Consider the following 17,163-nt stretch of genomic DNA (forward strand, 5'->3'; position numbering starts at 1 on the left):
GGCGTTTCTACCGTTTCCTTTTCACAGGAAATCAGACCAAAAAATTAGCCCACAAGTCAGGGCTGCTACGACATACTTTCTCATTGTGTTGGTAGGTTGGAAAAAAGTGAATACTAAGCACATAGATAAGATTGGCTCGGGTACTTTTCAAGGAACAAGGTGCCGCTTAAATGATTTGTTTAATTTCAATATTGACTTGACACAAGAGAGGCTGAGCTGCTTTTACAAGCGTTTTTTATTGCAGGATCATAACGCGCACTGGCTTAATTTACAACAGTATGTGACATTGAATTTATTGAATACTTTCAGCCTTTCAGCGAATTACGCATCGGTATGACAGCGGTGCCGTTCTGGCCTCCAACAGTAGCGGGTAAAGGTCTGCGGCCTCAACGGCGGCAGCGGTAATTTAGTACCGGCCCGGGCACTTTGCGGCAACTTCCGCCGGTTCTGTCCGCGCCCCGCGCAACCCTGCCCGCGGCCCGGCGTCCTTGGCATCCGCCAAGATTTCCTGGGGCCCGCCGGCCGCGGCTTTTCCCCCGGCCGGCTGTAACTTACTGCTTCATTTCGCCCTTTTTCCACCGTATGCGTTTCCGCATCCTACTCGCTACTGCCCTGGGCGCCCTGCTGGCTGGCCCCGCGCTGGCGCAGCAAACCCACTCCGGCACCGACAAATTTGCCCAGCTCGGCACGGAGCTGCCCACGCCCACTACCTTCCGCACCGCCTCCGGTGCCCCAGGTAAGGACTACTGGCAGCAGCGCGCCGACTACAACATCCGCGTGACGCTCAACGACGAGACGCAGAGCATTACGGGCACCGAGGACATTACCTACACCAACCTCTCGCCCGACAAGCTCAGCTACCTCTGGCTGCAGCTCGACGCGAACATCTACGCCCCGAACTCCATGACGGCGGCCACCCAGACGGCCTCCTTGCAGGACAAGATGTCGTTCGGGGCGCTGGAGTACATTCAGCGCACGGGCTTCGACGGCTCGTTCAAGATTGACGATATCCGCATGAAAGGGGCCGGCAGCCAGCTGCCCTACACCATCAATTACACCATGATGCGGGTGGACCTGCCCCGGCCCCTGGCGCCCAAGCAGGCCGTGACCTTCACGGTGAAGTGGCACTACACCGTGAACGACCAGCCCAAGGTGGGCGGCCGCTCGGGCTACGAGTTTTTCCCGGAGGACAAGAACTACCTCTACGAAATTGCTCAGTTCTACCCCCGCATGGCCGTGTACGACGACGTGAACGGCTGGCAGCACAAGCAGTTCCTGGGCCAGGGCGAGTTTACCCTGCCCTTCGGCGACTACCGGGTGAGCATCACCGCCCCGGCCGACCACGTGGTGGGCGCCACCGGCACGCTGCAGAACGCCGAGCAGGTGCTGTCGGCCACGCAGCGGCAGCGGCTGGCCCAGGCCAAGAATGCCGCCAAGCCCGTGGTCATCGTGACGCAGGACGAGGCCACCAAGGCCGAGCAGGGCCGCGCCAAGAACACCAAAACCTGGGTGTACGCGGCCAAAAACGTGCGCGACTTTGCCTGGGCGTCCTCGCGCAAGTTTATCTGGGACGCCATGGGGCTGACCATCGAGGGCAAGCCGGTGCTGGCCATGTCGTACTACCCCAAGGAGGCCAACCCGCTGTGGGGGCAGTACAGCACGCAGTCGGTGGCGCACACGCTGCGCTCCTACTCCAAGCGCACCATTCCCTACCAGTACCCGGTGGCCATTTCGGTGCACGGCTCCATCGGCGGCATGGAGTACCCCATGCTGTGCTTCAACGGCTACCGCCCCGAAAAAGACGGCACCTACTCGGCAGCTACCAAGTACGGGCTGATTTCGGTGGTGATTCACGAGGTGGGCCACAACTTCTTCCCCATGATTGTCAACTCCGACGAGCGGCAGTGGACCTGGATGGATGAGGGCCTGAACACCTTCTGCCAGTATTTGGCTGAGCAGGAATGGGAACGGGGCTACCCCTCGCGCCGCGGGGAACCGGCCCAGATTGTGCCCTACATGAGCATGGCTGCGAACCTGCAGAACCCGATCATGACCAACTCGGAATCGGTGCTGCAGCTGGGCAACAACGCCTACGGCAAGCCCGCCACGGCCCTGAACATCCTGCGCGAGACGGTGATGGGCCGGGAGCTGTTTGACTACGCCTTCAAAACCTACGCCCAGCGCTGGGCCTACAAGCACCCGACGCCGGCCGACTTCTTCCGCACCATGGAGGATGCCTCGGGCGTGGACCTCGACTGGTTCTGGCGCGGCTGGTTCTACGGCACCGAGCACACCGACCTGAGCATCGAGAACGTGCAGTGGTACAAGGTGGACTCGAAGAACCCCGAAATTGAAAATGCCCGCCGGCGCGAGGAGCTGAACGCCGCCCCGCAGACCCTCTCGCAGCAGCGCAACCTGCAGGCCATTCCGAAGACGCTGGTGGACGAGCGGCCCGAGCTGAAGGACTTCTACAACGGCTACGACGCGCTGGCCGTGTCGGACACCGACAAGGCCCGCTACCAGCAGTACCTGGCGAAGCTCACGCCCAAGGAGCAGGAAACCCTGAACAAGGGCCTGAACTTCTACCAAGTGAGCCTCAAGAACCTGGGCGGCCTGGTGATGCCCGTGGTGGTGCAGATGACCTTCAACGACGGCACGCAGGAGGTGGTCAACATCCCGGCCGAAATCTGGCGCAAGAACAACGCGGAGGTAACCAAGGTGTTCGTGACCGAGAAGCCCGTGGCCTCCTTCACCCTCGACCCCTACCTGCAGACGGCCGACACGGACCTCTCCAACAACGGCTTCCCGCGCAAGCTGGCGCCTTCGCGCTTTGAGTTGTTTCAGCAGCAGCAGCAACCCGCTACCAACCCCATGCAGCAGCGCAACGTGTCGTCGCAGCAACCGCAGCAGGGTGGCGGCAGCACCGGCGGGCGGTAAGCCGACTTCGCCTTTTCGGTTAGCTTCGGACGGCCGGGCCCCGTGTGGGGTCCGGCCGTTTTGTTGTCGGAGCGGCTGCGGTAACTGTTAGTCCGTCATGTCGAGCGAAGTCGAGACATCTCGCGTGCTGACGTTTAAGGGTAACCTCACGATTGGAATTACTATCCAGCGAGATGTCTCGACAAGCTCGACATGACGTTCTTGCCTCCTTGGAACAGATGCAGCAACAACTACGGGCCCATATCGAACGAATCGTGCCGCTGACCGACGACGAGTTTGCCTTCGTCGGGTCGCATTTCACGGCCCGCACCTTCAGGCGTCACCAGTTTCTGATTCAGCCGGGGGAGCCGGTGCGCTACTTCTACTTCGTGGTACAAGGGCTGCTGAAGCTGGTGTACACCGACGACACGGGCAAGCCGCACATCATTTCCTTTGCCCTGGAAGACTGGTGGGAAAGCGACTTTCAGGCGTTTTACTTGCAGACGCCCGCCACCCTCTCGCTGGAATGCGTGGAGCCCACCGAGGTGCTCGGCATTACTCTGGCCGACTACCGGAGAATGTGCGCCGGCCTGCCGAAAATGGAGCATTTCTTCCTGGAAAAGGCGTTGCTGGGCAATATGGCCGCCCAAAACCGCATCCTATCCTTCCTGACCACCAGCGCCCAGCAGCGGTACGAGCAGCTGGCCCGCCGCTCCCCCCAGCTGATTCGGCGGCTGCCCAAGACGCTGCTGGCTTCCTACCTGGGCGTGTCGCGCGAAACGCTGAGCCGGCTGTCGGGTTGAGCGGGGCCTAACATGTGCCCGGCGTGTGCCCCAGGTGTGCGCTAGGTCACAGCGTAATCGTGCGGCAGGTCACGGGCGGCGCCGGGCTACGCGCCGGAATTTTGCGGGTGAATAACCGGCCGCTGTCAACGCTGCTTAAAGCGCGGCGGGCGGCCTCACCCCAAACCCAACCAAGCAAATGGAAAAGCGTCTGATAAACCCCTGGCAGTGGCAGGATGCGCGCGGCTACGTGCAGGCCGTGGAAGTGAAAAACGTGAGCGGCACGCTCTACTGCGCCGGCCAGGCCGCCGTGCTGCCCGACGGCACTTCCAGCGACGCCGACATGGCCACCCAGCTGCAGCTGGCCATCGGCAACCTGGAGCAGGTCATCGAGGAGGCCGGCTACGAGCCCGCGGGCATCGTGCGGCTGACGGTGTACACCACCTCGCACGAGGAATTTCTGCCCTGCTTCCCCCAGCTCATCGAGTGGGTGACGCGGCACGGCATCAAGCAGGCCACCACGCTGCTGGAAGTCAAAAGCCTCTACGAAACCCTGAAAGTGGAGCTGGAAGCCACCGTGGTGAAGTAGCCTTTCCGGCAGCGGAAAATGCTTCTTCTTTCGGTTAGATTTGAACAGCCGGGCCCGGTGCGGGTCCGGCTGTTTTTTCCTCTTCCATGCCGAATTTCTATCACCTGCTCATGGGCGTGCTGCTGATGCTGGGCCTGACGGCCTGCACGGCCCGGGGCCAGCAGCCGGCCGAGGTAAGCGGCACGGTGCTGGGCTGGACCTGTCGCGAAGGCCTTATCATCGAAGTCGACCAACAGTACCCTATTGGGCGGCCGGTTTGCACTACGCATGAAAATCACCGGGACGCCATTGTGGGCCGTAATGCCATTGCCGCGGTCAACAACGCGGACTTTCGGCGGCGCCAAGGGCAGCGGCTGCGTTTTCGTTATGCGCCAGCCGATAGCGTGGCTGGCCGCGTGTGCCCGGGCTGGCACCAGCGGCAGCCGACGGGCTTACTCTATTTCACCATTCAGATAACCGATTCGCGCTTATGAGCAGCTACTACCAACAGGAGCTGCACCGCCTGCGCGCCATCGTATTTCCGCACGCACACCGACGCCAGCAAGTGCTGCAGGCCCGGCAGTTCATCGAAGCGCACTACGCCGAGCCCATCGGCCTGCCCGACGTGGCCGCGGCGGCCGGCTGCTCCCGGTTTCACTTCCTGCGGCTGTTTCGGCAGTACTACGGCCGCACCCCGCACCAGTACCTGACGACGGTGCGCCTGCGCGAGGCCCGGCGGTTGCTGCTGGCCGGGGCCTCGGCTACGGAGGCCTGCTTTGCGGTGGGTTTCGACAGCGTGAGCAGCTTTACGGCCTTGTTTCGGCAGCAGATGGGCTGCCCGCCGCGCACGTTTGCCGTCCGGGCCGGGCAGAAAAGCAATTTTGGAGAAGCCCCGCGGCCGGAGGCTGCCGATTCTTGCGCCCAAAACGCCTCTTTATGAACATCAAAGTCACCAGCGTCATGGTCACCGACCAGGCCCGCGCCCTGCAGTTCTACACCGAAGTCCTGGGCTTCGTCAAGAAAACCGACATTCCGCTGGGCGAGCATAGCTGGCTGACCGTGGTGGCCCCGGATGAGCGCGACGGCGTGGAGCTGCTGCTGGAGCCGCTGGGCTTCGCGCCGGCCCGCACCTACCAGCAGGCCCTGTTCGAGGCCGGCATTCCGCTGGCGACCTTCAATGTGGCTGACGTGCAGCGTGAGTACGAGCGGCTGCTGGCCCTGGGAGTGCGCTTCAGCATGCCGCCCACGCCCATGGGCGCCGTCACCCTGGCCGTGCTCGACGACACCTGCGGCAACTACATCCAGCTCGTACAGGTGTAGCCGCGGCCCCAGGCCAGCCCACTCCGCGCCGGATATCCTATCATTGCGTTGCCCAACCCTTTCAGCCCCTTCCCGCTATGAGCATCTTCGACGGCCTTCTCGGCAACGCCTCCGAAAACGACAACCAGGACACCCAGCAGGAGCTGACGCGCATCCTGGCCTCCGACGAGCGGGTGGAAAAAGCCTACAGCATCATCCGCGACCAGATTATCTTCACTAACAAGCGCCTTATCCTGGTGGATAAGCAGGGTGTGACGGGCAAGAAGAAGGAGTATCTGAGCGTGCCTTACCGCAGTATCGAGCGGTTTTCAATGGAAACCACCGGCCACTTCGACCTCGACGCGGAGCTGAAAATCTGGGTGCGCGGCCAGACCGAACCCATCAGCAAGACCTTCCGCAACGACCAGAACATTCACGACATCAGCCGCGCCCTGGCTGAGTACGCGCTGTAACGGTGACTGAGTGATTGAACGACTGAATGATTGAATATTGTCTGGGACCACCAAGACGCGAGTCCCAGCCTCAGTCTTTCGCTCCTTCAATCCTTTACCTGGTCATTCCACCTTCCAATCATTCCCCCGCTATGACTATGCGTTTGATTCCGGCTTGCCTGTTGGCGGCTGGCTTGCTTCTCCCCCTCGCCGCCTGCCAGGACGACGACACGCCCAAGGCGCAATGCGTGGAGGCCACCGTGGTAGGCCGCCATTGCAGCAACTCCAGCGGCTCCTACGGCTTCGTGCTGAGCCTCAGCCAGCCCAACGGCAATGCCCAAGGCTGGGTGGATTCCGTCGGCAACCAGTACAGCTACGCTGTGACGGCCCTCAACCTGCCCGCTACTCTGCGCCGCCCCGGTCAGCGGGTATACTTGCTGGCTCACCAGGCCACCCCCGACGAAATCAGCGCGGCGGGGCCGCGCACCACCCAGTGCGCCGCCCCACCGCCGCTCGTCACCCTGGAAGTAGTGCAGTCTACGCCCTGCAACTAAGCTCCCGATGATTTTCCCGGGCCCGTACAACCTTCCCGGGCAGGAGGCAGCTCCTTGCGGCGTACCCTTATTCCTTCCTGCTCATGAAAACGTACTGGCTTCTGGCCCCCCTGGCGCTGCTCAGCAGCTGCGACCTGGTTACCTGCGAAAAGCCGCCCCAACCTACCTGCAATGCCGATACGGCCGGCATTGTCCTGGGCAAGACCTGCATGGCCGGCACCCTGGTGCAGCTGACCAACTCCACCGCGGGGCAGACGGTGCGGCTCAACCTCGACGGCGCCGGCCTGAAAACCTACGAGCACGTCGTCTCGACCCACACGGAACTGGGCCCTTTTGCGGCCGCGGGCACCAACATATACTTTAACCTGGTGCAGGGCGGCCGCCGCCCCGCCGTGCAGTGCGAAGCCTACGACGCCCCCGCCGACATGCCGCTCTACACGCTCTGCAACGTAACGCCTACTCCCTGCGAGCGGGCCCCCACGGCAGGTAACAACTAACCTCGCCTCTACTCAGCCAAACGGCCCGCCAACCACCAGGTTGACGGGCCGTTTTTCGTCGGGGGGCAGCACGACACTCACTATTTCACCAACTCACCATTTCACCGCTACGCCGCGGGCGTCTGGATGGCGGGCGGCGTGGGGTTGTACTCGGGCGTGGCAGCCTGGTGCTCGGCGGCGCGCTTGCCCCGGTCGTCCTTCATGTCGCGGCGGTTGAAGGGGCGGATGATGAGGCGCAGGGCCTTGTCGGAGTTCCAGTAGCTGAAGGCCCAGTCGATAAAGGCCACCACCTTGTTGCGGAAGCCCACCAGCGTCATCAGGTGCACGAACAGCCAGGTCAGCCAGCCGAAAAAGCCGTTAAAGTGCAGGTCCTTGGGCAGGTCCACCACGGCCTTGTTGCGGGCCACGATGGCCATAACGCCCTTGTTGAAGTACTTGAACGGCTCGGGCTGCTGACCTTTGGCGAGGCGGCGGAAGTTTTCGGCCAGGTGGTCGGCCTGCTGCTGGGCCACGGGCGCCAGCATGGGCAGGCCCTTGGGCATGTCCTCGGTCACCATGTTGGCCACGTCGCCGATGGCGAAGATGCCGGGCAGGCCCTCCACCTGGTTCCACTGGTTCACGTTGATGCGCTTGTTGCGCGTGATGGTGGCCTCGGGCAGCCCCGGCAGGGCGGCCCCGTTCACGCCGGCGGCCCAGATCAGGTTTTCCGTCGGGATAAACTCCGTATCGGAATAGTAGGCCCGACACTCCTCGAAGCGCTTGATGCCGGTGTTCAGGCGCACTTCCACGCCCAGGTTCTGCAGGTAGCGCAGCGCATCGTCCTGCGACTTTTTCGACATCGGCCCGAGCAGAGCCGGCCCGGCCTCCACCAGGATGATTTTCATCTGCGAGAGGTCCAGCTCGGGGTAGTCCTTGGGCAGCACGGTGCGGCGCATTTCGGCCAGGGAGCCGCTGATTTCCACGCCCGTCGGGCCGCCGCCCACCACCACGATGTTCAGCAGGGCCTGCCGCTGCTCGGGGTCCGATTTGAGCAGGGCCTTCTCGAAGTTCTGGAAGATGTAGCTGCGCAGGTTCAGGGCGTTCGGGATGCTCTTGATCTGCATGGCGTTGCGCTCCAGGCTCTCGATGCCGAAGAAGTTCGTCAAAGAGCCGGTGGCAATGACCAGGTAGTCATAGCTGATTTCACCGATATTGGTGTGTACCAGCTTGGTGGCGGGGTCCACGCGCTCCACGTCGGCCAAGCGAAAAAAGAAGTTTTTCTGCCCGGCGAAAATCTTGCGGATGGGGTAGGCAATGCTGTCGGCCTCCAGCGCGCCGGTGGCCACCTGGTAGAGCAGGGGCTGGAAGTTGTGGTAGTTGTGGCGGTCGATGACTACCACCTGCACCGGGTCGTGCTTGAGCTGCTGGGCCAGGCGCAGGCCGGCAAAGCCGCAGCCGATGATAACCAGGCGCGGGTGCGCAGTTTTCGGAAGGTTCGTATCCATAAGGCAAACCTGGGGGTTGGGGCGGGCAAGCAGCGCCCGCGGTGGCACATAGCGGCCTGGTCTGACTTTACCGGAAAACCGGTTGGCTGGTTACGAAGCAGAGGCGCCGCCGCCGGTAAAACAGCCAGCGGCGGCAGCGGTTCGGGTGGCAGTCATTGCGAGGCGCAGCCGCGGCACCCGCAGGAAGGCGTAGCCAATCTTTCCTCTCGCGGCACGACGGTACAATACGCACCAACCAAAAACAGCACCGCCCGAAACTGCAGCAGCAATTTCGGGCGGTGGGTATTGAGTCGGCGGTGCTACTAGAGGAAGGATTGCTTCGCTTCGCTCGCAATGACTGCCACTCGAACCGGCCGTTAGTCCTTCTTCTTGAACTCGCCGTTTTTGATCTGGTTGATGAGCTGCAGCCAGCTGAAGGGGTTCAGCAGGGGGTTGTTGCTGTACGGGTTCGGGGCGGTGCCGAAGCGGCGCTGCTGGTCGAGCTGCTGCATCTGCATGGTCTGGCGGTAGTTGGCCATGCTGGTGACCGGGGCGTTGTTGAAGATGCGGCGCAGGATTTCCTCGTTGAGGTTTTCGGCGGTGCGGGTGCCGCGCTCCTGGGGCAGCTTCAGGGCCAAAAAGGCGCGCTTGAAGTCCTTTTCCGTCACGTAGGGGAAGATGCGCACCTCGGGCAGCACCGTGGCGTCTTCCTTGAGCTGCACAATCACCGAGTAGCTCTGCCGGGGGTAGTCGGCCGGGATGACCACGTACTGGTTGCGGTAGCCCAGGCTGCGGATGACGATGGAGTCGCCAGCCAGCACGGGCAGCGAGAAGTAGCCGTAGGCGTTGGTGGCGGTACCGCGGCCGGCTTTGGGGAGGAATACCGTGGCGCCGGGCACGCCCAGCAGCGAGTCGCCGGTGGCCACGATGCCCGAAAACTGCACCACCTGCCGCTGGCCCTGGGCGTGGGCGCCGTGGGGCAGCAGCGCGGCCAGGCCAAAAGCGGCGGCTAGCAGGCAGAGGCTGAGAAAGAAACGAAAACGGGCAATCAAGGGCATGTCGGCGGGTGGCGGTATAAGCAAAGATACGGCTCTTTGATGAGGCGCGGGCAGGCTCGGCGTACCTTCGTAGCCGAGGGCCGCCGGCTACATAACCCGGCGGCTAACCAAAAGATGCGTCTCAAACACTTTTCCGTTGCATTCGGGCTCGGCTTATATAAAGCCCTGGGCGACGAGTCGCGGGTGCGCATCCTGCATTTGCTCTGGCGTAACCAGGAAATGTGCATTTCCGACCTGGAGCAGGTGCTGGATTTCACCCAGACGAAAGTTTCGCGGCAATTATCCACCCTGAAGAATGCAGGTTTGGTGAATTTCCGCCGCCTCGACAACTGGATGTTCTACTTCATCAAGGAAGAGTACGCCGAGCTGCTGCAGCAACAGCTCGGCTATATGGAGCGCGACCAGCAGCTGCAGAAGGACCAGAAGATTTACCAGACGCTCTGGTCGAACCGCGAGCTGGCCGCGTATAAGCTGCAAAACCGCCACTGGACCGGCACGCCGCAACCCTAGCACGACATTAATGGAACGTCATGTCGAGCTTGCCGAGACATCTCGCCGGATAGTAATCTACTCGTTGAACGATGAGGCTGCTATCAGAAGTCAGCACGCGAGATTCCTCGACTTCGCTCGGAATGACGGCCTGACGGGAAGCCCACTATGAAATACCAGCACCACGTGTTCGTCTGCACCAACCAGAAAAGCGAGGTTGGCAAGGACGTGGCCAAGGCCATCAAGAAAGAGTTGAAAAAGCAGGACTTGAAAAGCCTGCTGCTCGGCGGCAAAAAGCGCAAAAACCGGGTGCAGACCGCCGGCTGCCTCGATGTGTGCAAGCACTGCAAGAAAGGCCCCGGCGCCGCCCTGGTGGTGTATCCCGAAGGCATCTGGTATGGCGACGTGCAGCCCAAGGACGCCGCCGACCTCGTGGCCGAGCACCTGGGCCACGGCAAAGTGGTGAAGCGGCTGCAGATTGAACCGTAGCCCGCAGCAGTAATTTTTAATTTTTCATTCTCAATTTTTAATTGAAAACCTACCGCCACCTCTTCTTCGACCTCGACCATACCCTCTGGGACTTCGAGAAAAACGCCGACGAAACCCTACGCCACCTCTACGCGCTGCACGGCTTCGCGCGCTACGGCTTCACGGTCGAAGAATTCATTGCCCGCTACAGCGAAGTGAACCACGCCCTGTGGCGCATGTACCAGGCCAACAAAATCAGCCAGCAGGAGCTGCGCGACATCCGCTTTGTGCGCAGCCTGCATAAGCTCGGCGTACCCGAAAACGAGGTACCAGCCGAAATTTCGGCCCAGTTCACCGATCTGCTGCCGCTGAAATCGGCCGTATTTCCGCACTGCTACGAGGTGCTCAACTACCTGCAAGGCAAATACACGTTGCACCTGATTACCAACGGCTTTCAGGACGTGCAACACATCAAGCTGGCCTCGTCCCGGCTGACGGACTATTTCCAGGAGGTCGTCACCTCCGAGTGCAGCGGCTGCCTGAAGCCCGACCGCCGCATCTTCGAGCACGCCCTGGAGCGCGCCGGCACCACGGCGGCCGACAGCCTGATGATTGGCGACAACTTGGAGTGCGACGTGCTGGGCGCCTACAACGCCGGCATCGATCAAGTGTACTTCAACCCCGCTCAGCGCCGGCACTCGGCCGAGGTGACCTACGAAATCAGCTGCCTAAGCGAATTGAAGGACATTTTGTAGTGGCTGACCTTCCCAATGAGTCGCCGCCTTCCCGGCTAACCAGCCCCGTCTTCTGGGCCCTGACCCTCATGGTGGCCGCGCTGCTGTTGTGGCCTTACGCCTGGCAATACCTGGCGGCCCGCGGCCCCCTGCGCGAAGCCCGCGTGGAAGAGTTGCGCCGGCAAAACCAGAAAGGGAAACCGGATTTCGTGCTGGACGTGGCCTTCGCCATCGGGCCGGGCGACACGGTGCGTACCGCCGTGCCCAGTACCAGTTGGCTCTCGGAGCAGCTGCGGCCGGGCGACGCGGTGCCCGTGCAGTACCCCGCCAGCCGCCCCGCGCTGGCCAGCCTGGCCGGCACCCGGCCGGACCCCTTCAAGCTTTACATTCCGGCCGGGCTGCTGCTGCTGCACCTGTTCTCCTCGTTCCGCCGCGGCTCCAGTTCCCTGCGGCAGCAGCCCCTGGGGGCGGCCGCGCTGGCCCTGATCGGGCTGGGGGCGGCCGCCGCGTCCCTGCCGCTGTTTTGGGCCGAGGGGCGGCGGCAGGCGGAGTTTGGGGCCTACACCTACGGGCAGCGCGCCGACCTGCAGCTGCTGAGTCTGGATTATCCGCGGCCCGGCGGCGTGCCCACGGCCACGTTCCGGATGCCGAGTGACGGGTACGTGCCGGCCACCACGCTCACGCTGCGTCAGCCCCTGTACGCCGAGGAATACGCCTACCTGCTGGCCCGCCTGCGTCGCGGCGAGGTCGTCCGGCTGCGGCAGGAAGCTTGGTTTTCCGACTTCGCCGCCGAACGGGCGGGGTGGCAACGCCACGGCCCGGCCCGGCAGGCGGCCTCCTGGGGCTACTGGCCGGCGGTACTCCTGCTGCTGGGCGGCGCGGGGCTGCTGGCCTGGGGCCTGTCGCGCAGCTGGGACCTGTGGCGCCCCGCCGAAGCTGATTTCGACTGAGCCGCGGCCAGCGCTTACTCCAGCGCCACCGCGGCCTGCACTACCCCGCCGAAGTGCATCAGCTCCGGCGTGATTCGGAAGCTGCGGCCGCCCATGCCCTTGCCGTACAGCTCCATATCCACCGGGCGCGGCCGGCCCCAGCCGTCGTTGTCGCCGGAACTGCCGTAGCCCTCGGTGACTTCCAGCACCGCCCCGCGCTTGGTGCCCAGCACCCCGCACAGCTTGTCGGCCGATTTGAGGGCGTTGCGCAGGGCAATCATGTGGGCTTCGCGGCGCAGGCTGTCGGCCCGGGAATGGTCGTACGTCAGGCTCTTGATGCGGCTGATGCGCGTCTGCAGCAGGGCTTCCATGTAGGCTTCCAGGCGGTTGAGGTCGGCCAGCTGCACGGTGAGGGACTGCGTGGCCTCGAAACCCACGAAAACCTGCTTTTCACGCACGTAGTCGTACTCTTTGTTGGTCGAGACGTGGCTGACGCGCAAGTCCTCGGGCTTGTTGATAAAGGGGCGCGAGGCGGCAATGACCTGTTCCACCACCGCCTGCGTTTCCACGGTGGCGTCCTTGAGCCGGGGCTTGGTGAAGGACACCTCCACGGTAATTTCGGCCAGATCGGGGTAGGCCGTGACGGTGCCGTAGCCCGATACTTTAATTTGGCGCACGGGCGCGGTAGTGGTGGTTTGGGGCGCACAGGAAGACAGGGCCAGCAGGCCACCGAGGCAGAGCAGTAGACGCATAAAGCAGCAGGGTTTTGCAGCCGAACGGCCGGGTGCGGCCGGGTATTGTGGCCGGCCTGCTACGAATTACCAGTCAGCGGCTTATGAATGCCGATGAAGCCCCGCGCCCTGCCTATCTTCCGCCGTGACCACGCCCTCCCCCACCCCTGCTTCCCGCGCCGGTAGTTTTATCAGCAACTTCATCGGCTACGGCTTCATCGGCCTGGTGCTGCTGATCATCTTCGGCGTGGCCGGCTGGACTATCATGCAGCGGCTGGCCGCCGCCCGCAGCCCGGTGCAAACGGGCCGGGTACGGCAGCTCTACCACGTGCGCCGGGCCCAGCGGGAGCCGGAATACAAGGCCGTCGTACGCCACCTGCCCGCCGGCGCCGCCGATTCCGCGGAGGCGACGGTGACGGTATCGGCGTGGCTGTACCCGCAGTTGCGCCGCCACGATGTGCTGCCCATCCAGGTGGCACCGGGCCACGCCTGGCTGGCCCAGCTGGCGGGTACTGAAGGCTTTGAGCGGCCAGCGGCCTGGTGGCTGCCGCCCGCGCTGCTGGCGGCGGGGACACTGCTGAGCCGGCGGCGGCCGCAGCTGGCTGCAGTGCTGAGCGGCGGCGTCGTGCTGTGGGGTCTGGGCCTGTTTGCCTACACGGCCTGGCTGGATGCGCGCTACCAGCTCTACCAAGCCGGGGCCGATGTGCCGCTCACCCTGATTCAGCTGGAGCCGCCCACCCCAGGCGAGCCGGCCCGCGCCACGCTACGGCCCGCCGGCACGGCCGCGACCGAATTAGCAGCTCTGCGCGCCGATGAGTACGCCTATTTGTTTGTCAGCCAGCACCGCGCCACCCCCTTACCGCTGACGGGCCGGCGGCCCTGGTTGGGCGGCGGCCCGGTGCGCTGGGAAAAGCAGCTGGCCGAAATCCGCCGCGCGGCGCCGGGCTACGGGCCGGCGGTATTCTGGCTGCTGGTGGGTGGGGCGGCCTTGTACTGGCAGCGCCGCCGCCCGAATCCGGGCGCGGCGGCCAACATCCCGGCGGCCTCCTAGTTATTCGTCCGCGCCGCATAGTCGGACTGCGGTCTATCTTTGCCCGCTCAACCCAAGCCTTCACAAAGCCCCCTGACATTCCCCGCTATGGCCAACGGCTTTTTCAACGTCCCCGCCCCCAAGAACGAGCCCGTGAAGGGCTACGCCCCCGGCTCGCCCGAGCGCCGCGAGCTGCAAGCCATGCTCAAGCAGCTCAAGCAAGAGGAAAAGGACATTCCGATGTACATCGGCGGCGAGCAGGTGCGCACCGGCAACCTGCAGCGCATCAGCCCGCCCCACGACCACCAGCACACCCTCGGCCACTTCCACCTCGGCTCGGCCGAGCACGTGCAGCAGGCCATCGACGCCGCCCTGGCCGCCCGCACTCGGTGGGCCGAGCTGCCCTGGCAGGAGCGCGCCGCCATTTTCCTGAAAGCCGCCGAGCTGCTGGCCGGCCCCTACCGCGCCAGGCTGAACGCGGCCACCATGCTGGGCCAGAGCAAAAATGCCTTCCAGGCCGAAATCGACTCCGCTTGTGAGCTGATCGACTTCTTCCGGTTCAACGTGCACTTCATGCAGCAGATCTACCAGCAGCAGCCCGAGTCGGCGCCCGGCATGTGGAACCGCCTGGAGCACCGCCCGCTGGAAGGTTTCCTGTTCGCGCTGACGCCGTTCAACTTTACCTCCATTGCCGGCAACCTGCCCACCGCGCCCGCCATGATGGGCAACGTGGTGGTGTGGAAACCTGCCAACACCCAGGTGTACTCGGCCCAGGTGCTGATGGAGCTGTTCCAGGAAGCCGGCGTGCCCGACGGGGTCATCAACCTGGTGTACGTCGACGGCCCCACGGCCGGGGAGGTCATCTTCAAGCACCGCGACTTTGCCGGCATCCACTTCACCGGCTCGACGGGCGTGTTCAACAACGTCTGGAAAACCATCGGCGAGAACGTGGCCACCTACCGCACCTACCCCCGCGTGGTGGGCGAAACCGGCGGCAAGGACTTCATCATTGCCCACAGCTCGGCCAATGCCAAGGAGGTATCAACGGCCATCAGCCGCGGCGCCTTTGAGTTCCAGGGCCAGAAGTGCTCGGCCGCTTCGCGCGTGTACATTCCCTCGAACCTGTGGGATGACGTGCGCGGCTACCTCATCGAGGACCTGAAGTCGATGAAGATGGGCGACGTGGAGGACTTCTCGAACTTCATCAACGCCGTTATCGACGAGAAGTCGTTCGACAAGCTGGCCCGCTACATCGACGCGGCCAAAAACGACGACTCGGTGGAAATCCTGGTTGGCGGCGGCCACGACAAGTCGAAGGGCTACTTCATCGAGCCGACCATCCTCGTGGCCCAGGACCCGCAGTACGTGACCATGTGCGAGGAGCTGTTCGGCCCGGTGCTGACCCTGCACGTGTACGACTCGCAGCAATTTGAGAAAACCCTGGAGCTGGTGGACGGCACCTCGCCCTACGCCCTCACCGGCGCCGTTTTCGCCAAGGACCGCTACGCCGTGGACCTGGCCACCAAGAAGCTGACCAACGCGGCCGGCAACTTCTACATCAACGACAAGCCCACCGGCGCCGTGGTGGGCCAGCAGCCCTTCGGCGGGGCCCGCGCCTCCGGCACCAACGACAAGGCCGGCTCCATCCTGAACCTGCTACGTTGGGTGTCGCCGCGCACCATCAAGGAAACCTTCGTGCCGCCCGTGGACTACCGCTACCCGTTCCTGGGCGTGGACAACCACGAGGACCTGAACGTGACCGGCAAAGGCGGCTTCTAAACGGCCCGGCTGGTAGAAACACAAAGCCGCCCCGGGTGACCGGGGCGGCTTTTTTGTGGTATTATCGAGTAGATTGGGCTACTTTGAAATCTATGCTGAACCCTTTAATGAAGCTATTTGCGTTTCTCATAGTGCTAGGCTGGTGCTGTATAGGCTGCTCACATCCCTTGCCGCATCATCTCCCTGATTCAAACTATTACAAGCAGCAAGAAGTCAGTCTGTTGGCGGCAGTTTGTGACCAAGTAATGAAGCCGCCGCTTTACATTGCCCCAATTACTAAACAAGACACAATCGGCATTTACGACTCGCTAAACTTCCCACACCTTTCTCAGAAAGCAATGGCGAAGCTTGATCAAGAACATCAGTTATCAGCTGATTTTATCCGCGTACTAAATGATAGCACCAATTGGTCGCAGGCGCGTCATTCGACAGTTACGCCTCCTGTTCTGCAAATAGCAGCCCATGTAGCTTTCACGCCAAAGCTTATTGTGCCCAAAACTGATGCTCCCGCTGCCTATCGGCTATCCAGAGTGGTTTTCAACGCGAATTTTTCCCGAGCGTACTTTCAGCTCACTTGGGCCGATGCAGGAGGCGGTACTAGCAAATATGTTTTTTGTCAAAAGAGTGATGCTGGTTGGGTAGTGCAGTTAGCACCTACTCTCAACTCGTTTAAATTTTAGTCAGTTACAAGCTTGGCGGATTATTAAGCGTCGGCTGAATATCCAGCTCCGTATAAATATCCGCCAGCGGCAAGCTTAGCCCTAACTCTGGTACCTGCACTGCGTCATCAGCTCCCGCCAGTGGCGTGTACGACCACACCCCCGACGGCTCCCGTCGAAACCATTCCACCAGCCAGTTGTCGACCGATACCAGCAGGTAGTGCTGCAACGACGGCAGTTGGGTGTAGCGGTTGAATTTCCACACCCGGTCGTGGCTGGCCGTGCTGGGCGACAGGACTTCTATCACCATCACTGGATGATACATCGTCCCGTTATTTGGCGTATCGTCGGGGTGGCACGTCACCATCACATCTGAATAGGTGTAGCCTTCGCCTTCCATAACAGCTAAGCGGATGTTCTCGACGAAGACCCGACAACCTTTTCCGCGCAGGGCAGCACGGAGGCTGATGGCGCAGTTCTGTACAGCTATGTTGTGCGTACCAAGTCCGCCCGACATGGCATAAATCTCCCCACGGTAGAATTCGTGGCGCACCTCGGAGGTTTCCTCTAGAGTCCGTGGACAGTCAGCGCATCCAGTCGAGTGCCGCGAGCAGGTGAGCGAGGGCCCAAAAGGAGGAGGCTGTTTTTTCGTAGCGGGTGGCCAAGCCGCGTGCCTCTTTCAGTCGGCCGAAGAAGCGTTCTACTTTGTTACGGTCGGCATATAAGTTGGCATCATACGGGCGTTGGTCGGTGCG

At 62.6% G+C, this 17,163-nt stretch carries 20 protein-coding genes and 1 pseudogene; 16 read left to right on the forward strand and 5 right to left on the reverse strand.

Features of this window, described 5'->3' with window-relative positions:
- Positions 1-582: 582 nt before the first annotated feature.
- The 9 genes from EJV47_RS09935 to EJV47_RS09975 all read left to right on the forward strand — a co-directional run bounded on the left by EJV47_RS09935 (position 583) and on the right by EJV47_RS09975 (position 7,068).
- Positions 583-2,937 carry a M1 family metallopeptidase gene (locus tag EJV47_RS09935; RefSeq protein ID WP_126692988.1) on the forward strand — a complete coding sequence of 785 codons (2,355 nt, stop codon included), beginning with the start codon at positions 583-585 and terminating at the stop codon, positions 2,935-2,937.
- Positions 2,938-3,155: 218 nt separating this feature from the next.
- Positions 3,156-3,719 carry a Crp/Fnr family transcriptional regulator gene (locus EJV47_RS09940; RefSeq protein WP_126692989.1) on the forward strand — a complete coding sequence of 188 codons (564 nt, stop codon included), beginning with the start codon at positions 3,156-3,158 and terminating at the stop codon, positions 3,717-3,719.
- A 178-nt stretch (positions 3,720-3,897) separates the two neighbouring features.
- Complete coding sequence (locus tag EJV47_RS09945) at positions 3,898-4,287, forward strand: RidA family protein (protein ID WP_126692990.1); 390 nt, start codon at positions 3,898-3,900, stop codon at positions 4,285-4,287.
- Positions 4,288-4,373: 86 nt separating this feature from the next.
- Positions 4,374-4,760 (forward strand): hypothetical protein, encoded by a 387-nt coding sequence (locus tag EJV47_RS09950; RefSeq protein ID WP_126692991.1) that lies wholly within the window; start codon positions 4,374-4,376, stop codon positions 4,758-4,760.
- Positions 4,757-5,206, forward strand: a complete 450-nt coding sequence (locus tag EJV47_RS09955; RefSeq protein WP_126692992.1) for a helix-turn-helix domain-containing protein — start codon at positions 4,757-4,759, stop codon at positions 5,204-5,206. Before EJV47_RS09950 ends, EJV47_RS09955 begins: the two co-directional genes overlap by 4 nt.
- Positions 5,203-5,586, forward strand: a complete 384-nt coding sequence (locus EJV47_RS09960) for a VOC family protein (protein ID WP_126692993.1) — start codon at positions 5,203-5,205, stop codon at positions 5,584-5,586. The genes EJV47_RS09955 and EJV47_RS09960 overlap by 4 nt, the downstream gene beginning before the upstream one ends.
- 77 nt (positions 5,587-5,663) lie before the next feature.
- A complete protein-coding gene (locus tag EJV47_RS09965; RefSeq protein WP_126692994.1) occupies positions 5,664-6,038 on the forward strand; it encodes a PH domain-containing protein in 375 nt (124 codons plus the stop codon).
- Positions 6,039-6,169: 131 nt separating this feature from the next.
- Positions 6,170-6,571, forward strand: a complete 402-nt coding sequence (locus EJV47_RS09970) for a hypothetical protein (protein ID WP_165903684.1) — start codon at positions 6,170-6,172, stop codon at positions 6,569-6,571.
- Between the two features lie 83 nt (positions 6,572-6,654).
- Entirely contained in the window at positions 6,655-7,068 is a 414-nt protein-coding gene (locus EJV47_RS09975) for a hypothetical protein (protein WP_126692996.1), read from the forward strand.
- A gap of 107 nt (positions 7,069-7,175) precedes the next feature.
- Here EJV47_RS09975 and EJV47_RS09980 read toward each other — a convergent pair whose 3' ends face one another.
- Complete coding sequence (locus EJV47_RS09980) at positions 7,176-8,552, reverse strand: NAD(P)/FAD-dependent oxidoreductase (protein WP_126692997.1); 1,377 nt, start codon at positions 8,550-8,552, stop codon at positions 7,176-7,178.
- A 356-nt stretch (positions 8,553-8,908) separates the two neighbouring features.
- Positions 8,909-9,583, reverse strand: coding sequence for a carboxypeptidase-like regulatory domain-containing protein (locus EJV47_RS09985; RefSeq protein ID WP_165903685.1), 675 nt, complete (start codon positions 9,581-9,583; stop codon positions 8,909-8,911).
- A 120-nt stretch (positions 9,584-9,703) separates the two neighbouring features.
- Between EJV47_RS09985 and EJV47_RS09990 the strand changes: the two genes are divergently transcribed.
- The 4 genes from EJV47_RS09990 (at position 9,704) to EJV47_RS10005 (ending at position 12,230) form a co-directional block, all read left to right on the forward strand.
- Positions 9,704-10,099, forward strand: coding sequence for an ArsR/SmtB family transcription factor (locus EJV47_RS09990; protein ID WP_126692999.1), 396 nt, complete (start codon positions 9,704-9,706; stop codon positions 10,097-10,099).
- A gap of 147 nt (positions 10,100-10,246) precedes the next feature.
- A complete protein-coding gene (locus tag EJV47_RS09995) occupies positions 10,247-10,567 on the forward strand; it encodes a (2Fe-2S) ferredoxin domain-containing protein (protein WP_126693000.1) in 321 nt (106 codons plus the stop codon).
- A 41-nt stretch (positions 10,568-10,608) separates the two neighbouring features.
- Complete coding sequence (locus EJV47_RS10000) at positions 10,609-11,301, forward strand: YjjG family noncanonical pyrimidine nucleotidase (protein ID WP_126693001.1); 693 nt, start codon at positions 10,609-10,611, stop codon at positions 11,299-11,301.
- On the forward strand, positions 11,301-12,230 hold the full coding sequence (locus EJV47_RS10005; RefSeq protein WP_126693002.1) for a hypothetical protein: 930 nt from the start codon (positions 11,301-11,303) through the stop codon (positions 12,228-12,230). The genes EJV47_RS10000 and EJV47_RS10005 overlap by 1 nt, the downstream gene beginning before the upstream one ends.
- A 14-nt stretch (positions 12,231-12,244) precedes the next feature.
- On the opposite strand, the gene EJV47_RS10010 is transcribed toward EJV47_RS10005, so the two are convergent.
- Positions 12,245-12,961 (reverse strand): SIMPL domain-containing protein, encoded by a 717-nt coding sequence (locus tag EJV47_RS10010; RefSeq protein WP_126693003.1) that lies wholly within the window; start codon positions 12,959-12,961, stop codon positions 12,245-12,247.
- 124 nt (positions 12,962-13,085) lie between these two features.
- Between EJV47_RS10010 and EJV47_RS10015 the strand changes: the two genes are divergently transcribed.
- The 3 genes from EJV47_RS10015 to EJV47_RS10025 all read left to right on the forward strand — a co-directional run bounded on the left by EJV47_RS10015 (position 13,086) and on the right by EJV47_RS10025 (position 16,429).
- Positions 13,086-13,991, forward strand: coding sequence for a hypothetical protein (locus EJV47_RS10015; protein ID WP_126693004.1), 906 nt, complete (start codon positions 13,086-13,088; stop codon positions 13,989-13,991).
- 87 nt (positions 13,992-14,078) lie between these two features.
- Entirely contained in the window at positions 14,079-15,749 is a 1,671-nt protein-coding gene (gene pruA, locus EJV47_RS10020) for an L-glutamate gamma-semialdehyde dehydrogenase (protein ID WP_126693005.1), read from the forward strand.
- Positions 15,750-15,841: 92 nt separating this feature from the next.
- On the forward strand, positions 15,842-16,429 hold the full coding sequence (locus tag EJV47_RS10025) for a hypothetical protein (RefSeq protein WP_126693006.1): 588 nt from the start codon (positions 15,842-15,844) through the stop codon (positions 16,427-16,429).
- Between the two features lie 4 nt (positions 16,430-16,433).
- Here EJV47_RS10025 and EJV47_RS10030 read toward each other — a convergent pair.
- Positions 16,434-16,967, reverse strand: a pseudogene (locus EJV47_RS10030) (Uma2 family endonuclease); the annotation flags it as partial.
- A gap of 25 nt (positions 16,968-16,992) precedes the next feature.
- Positions 16,993-17,163, reverse strand: a 171-nt coding sequence (locus EJV47_RS10035) for a transposase (RefSeq protein ID WP_165903686.1), incomplete at its 5' end; no start/stop codon positions are given.

Origin of the sequence: Hymenobacter gummosus (assembly GCF_003970915.1) — a bacterium.
Lineage (GTDB): Bacteria > Bacteroidota > Bacteroidia > Cytophagales > Hymenobacteraceae > Solirubrum > Solirubrum gummosum.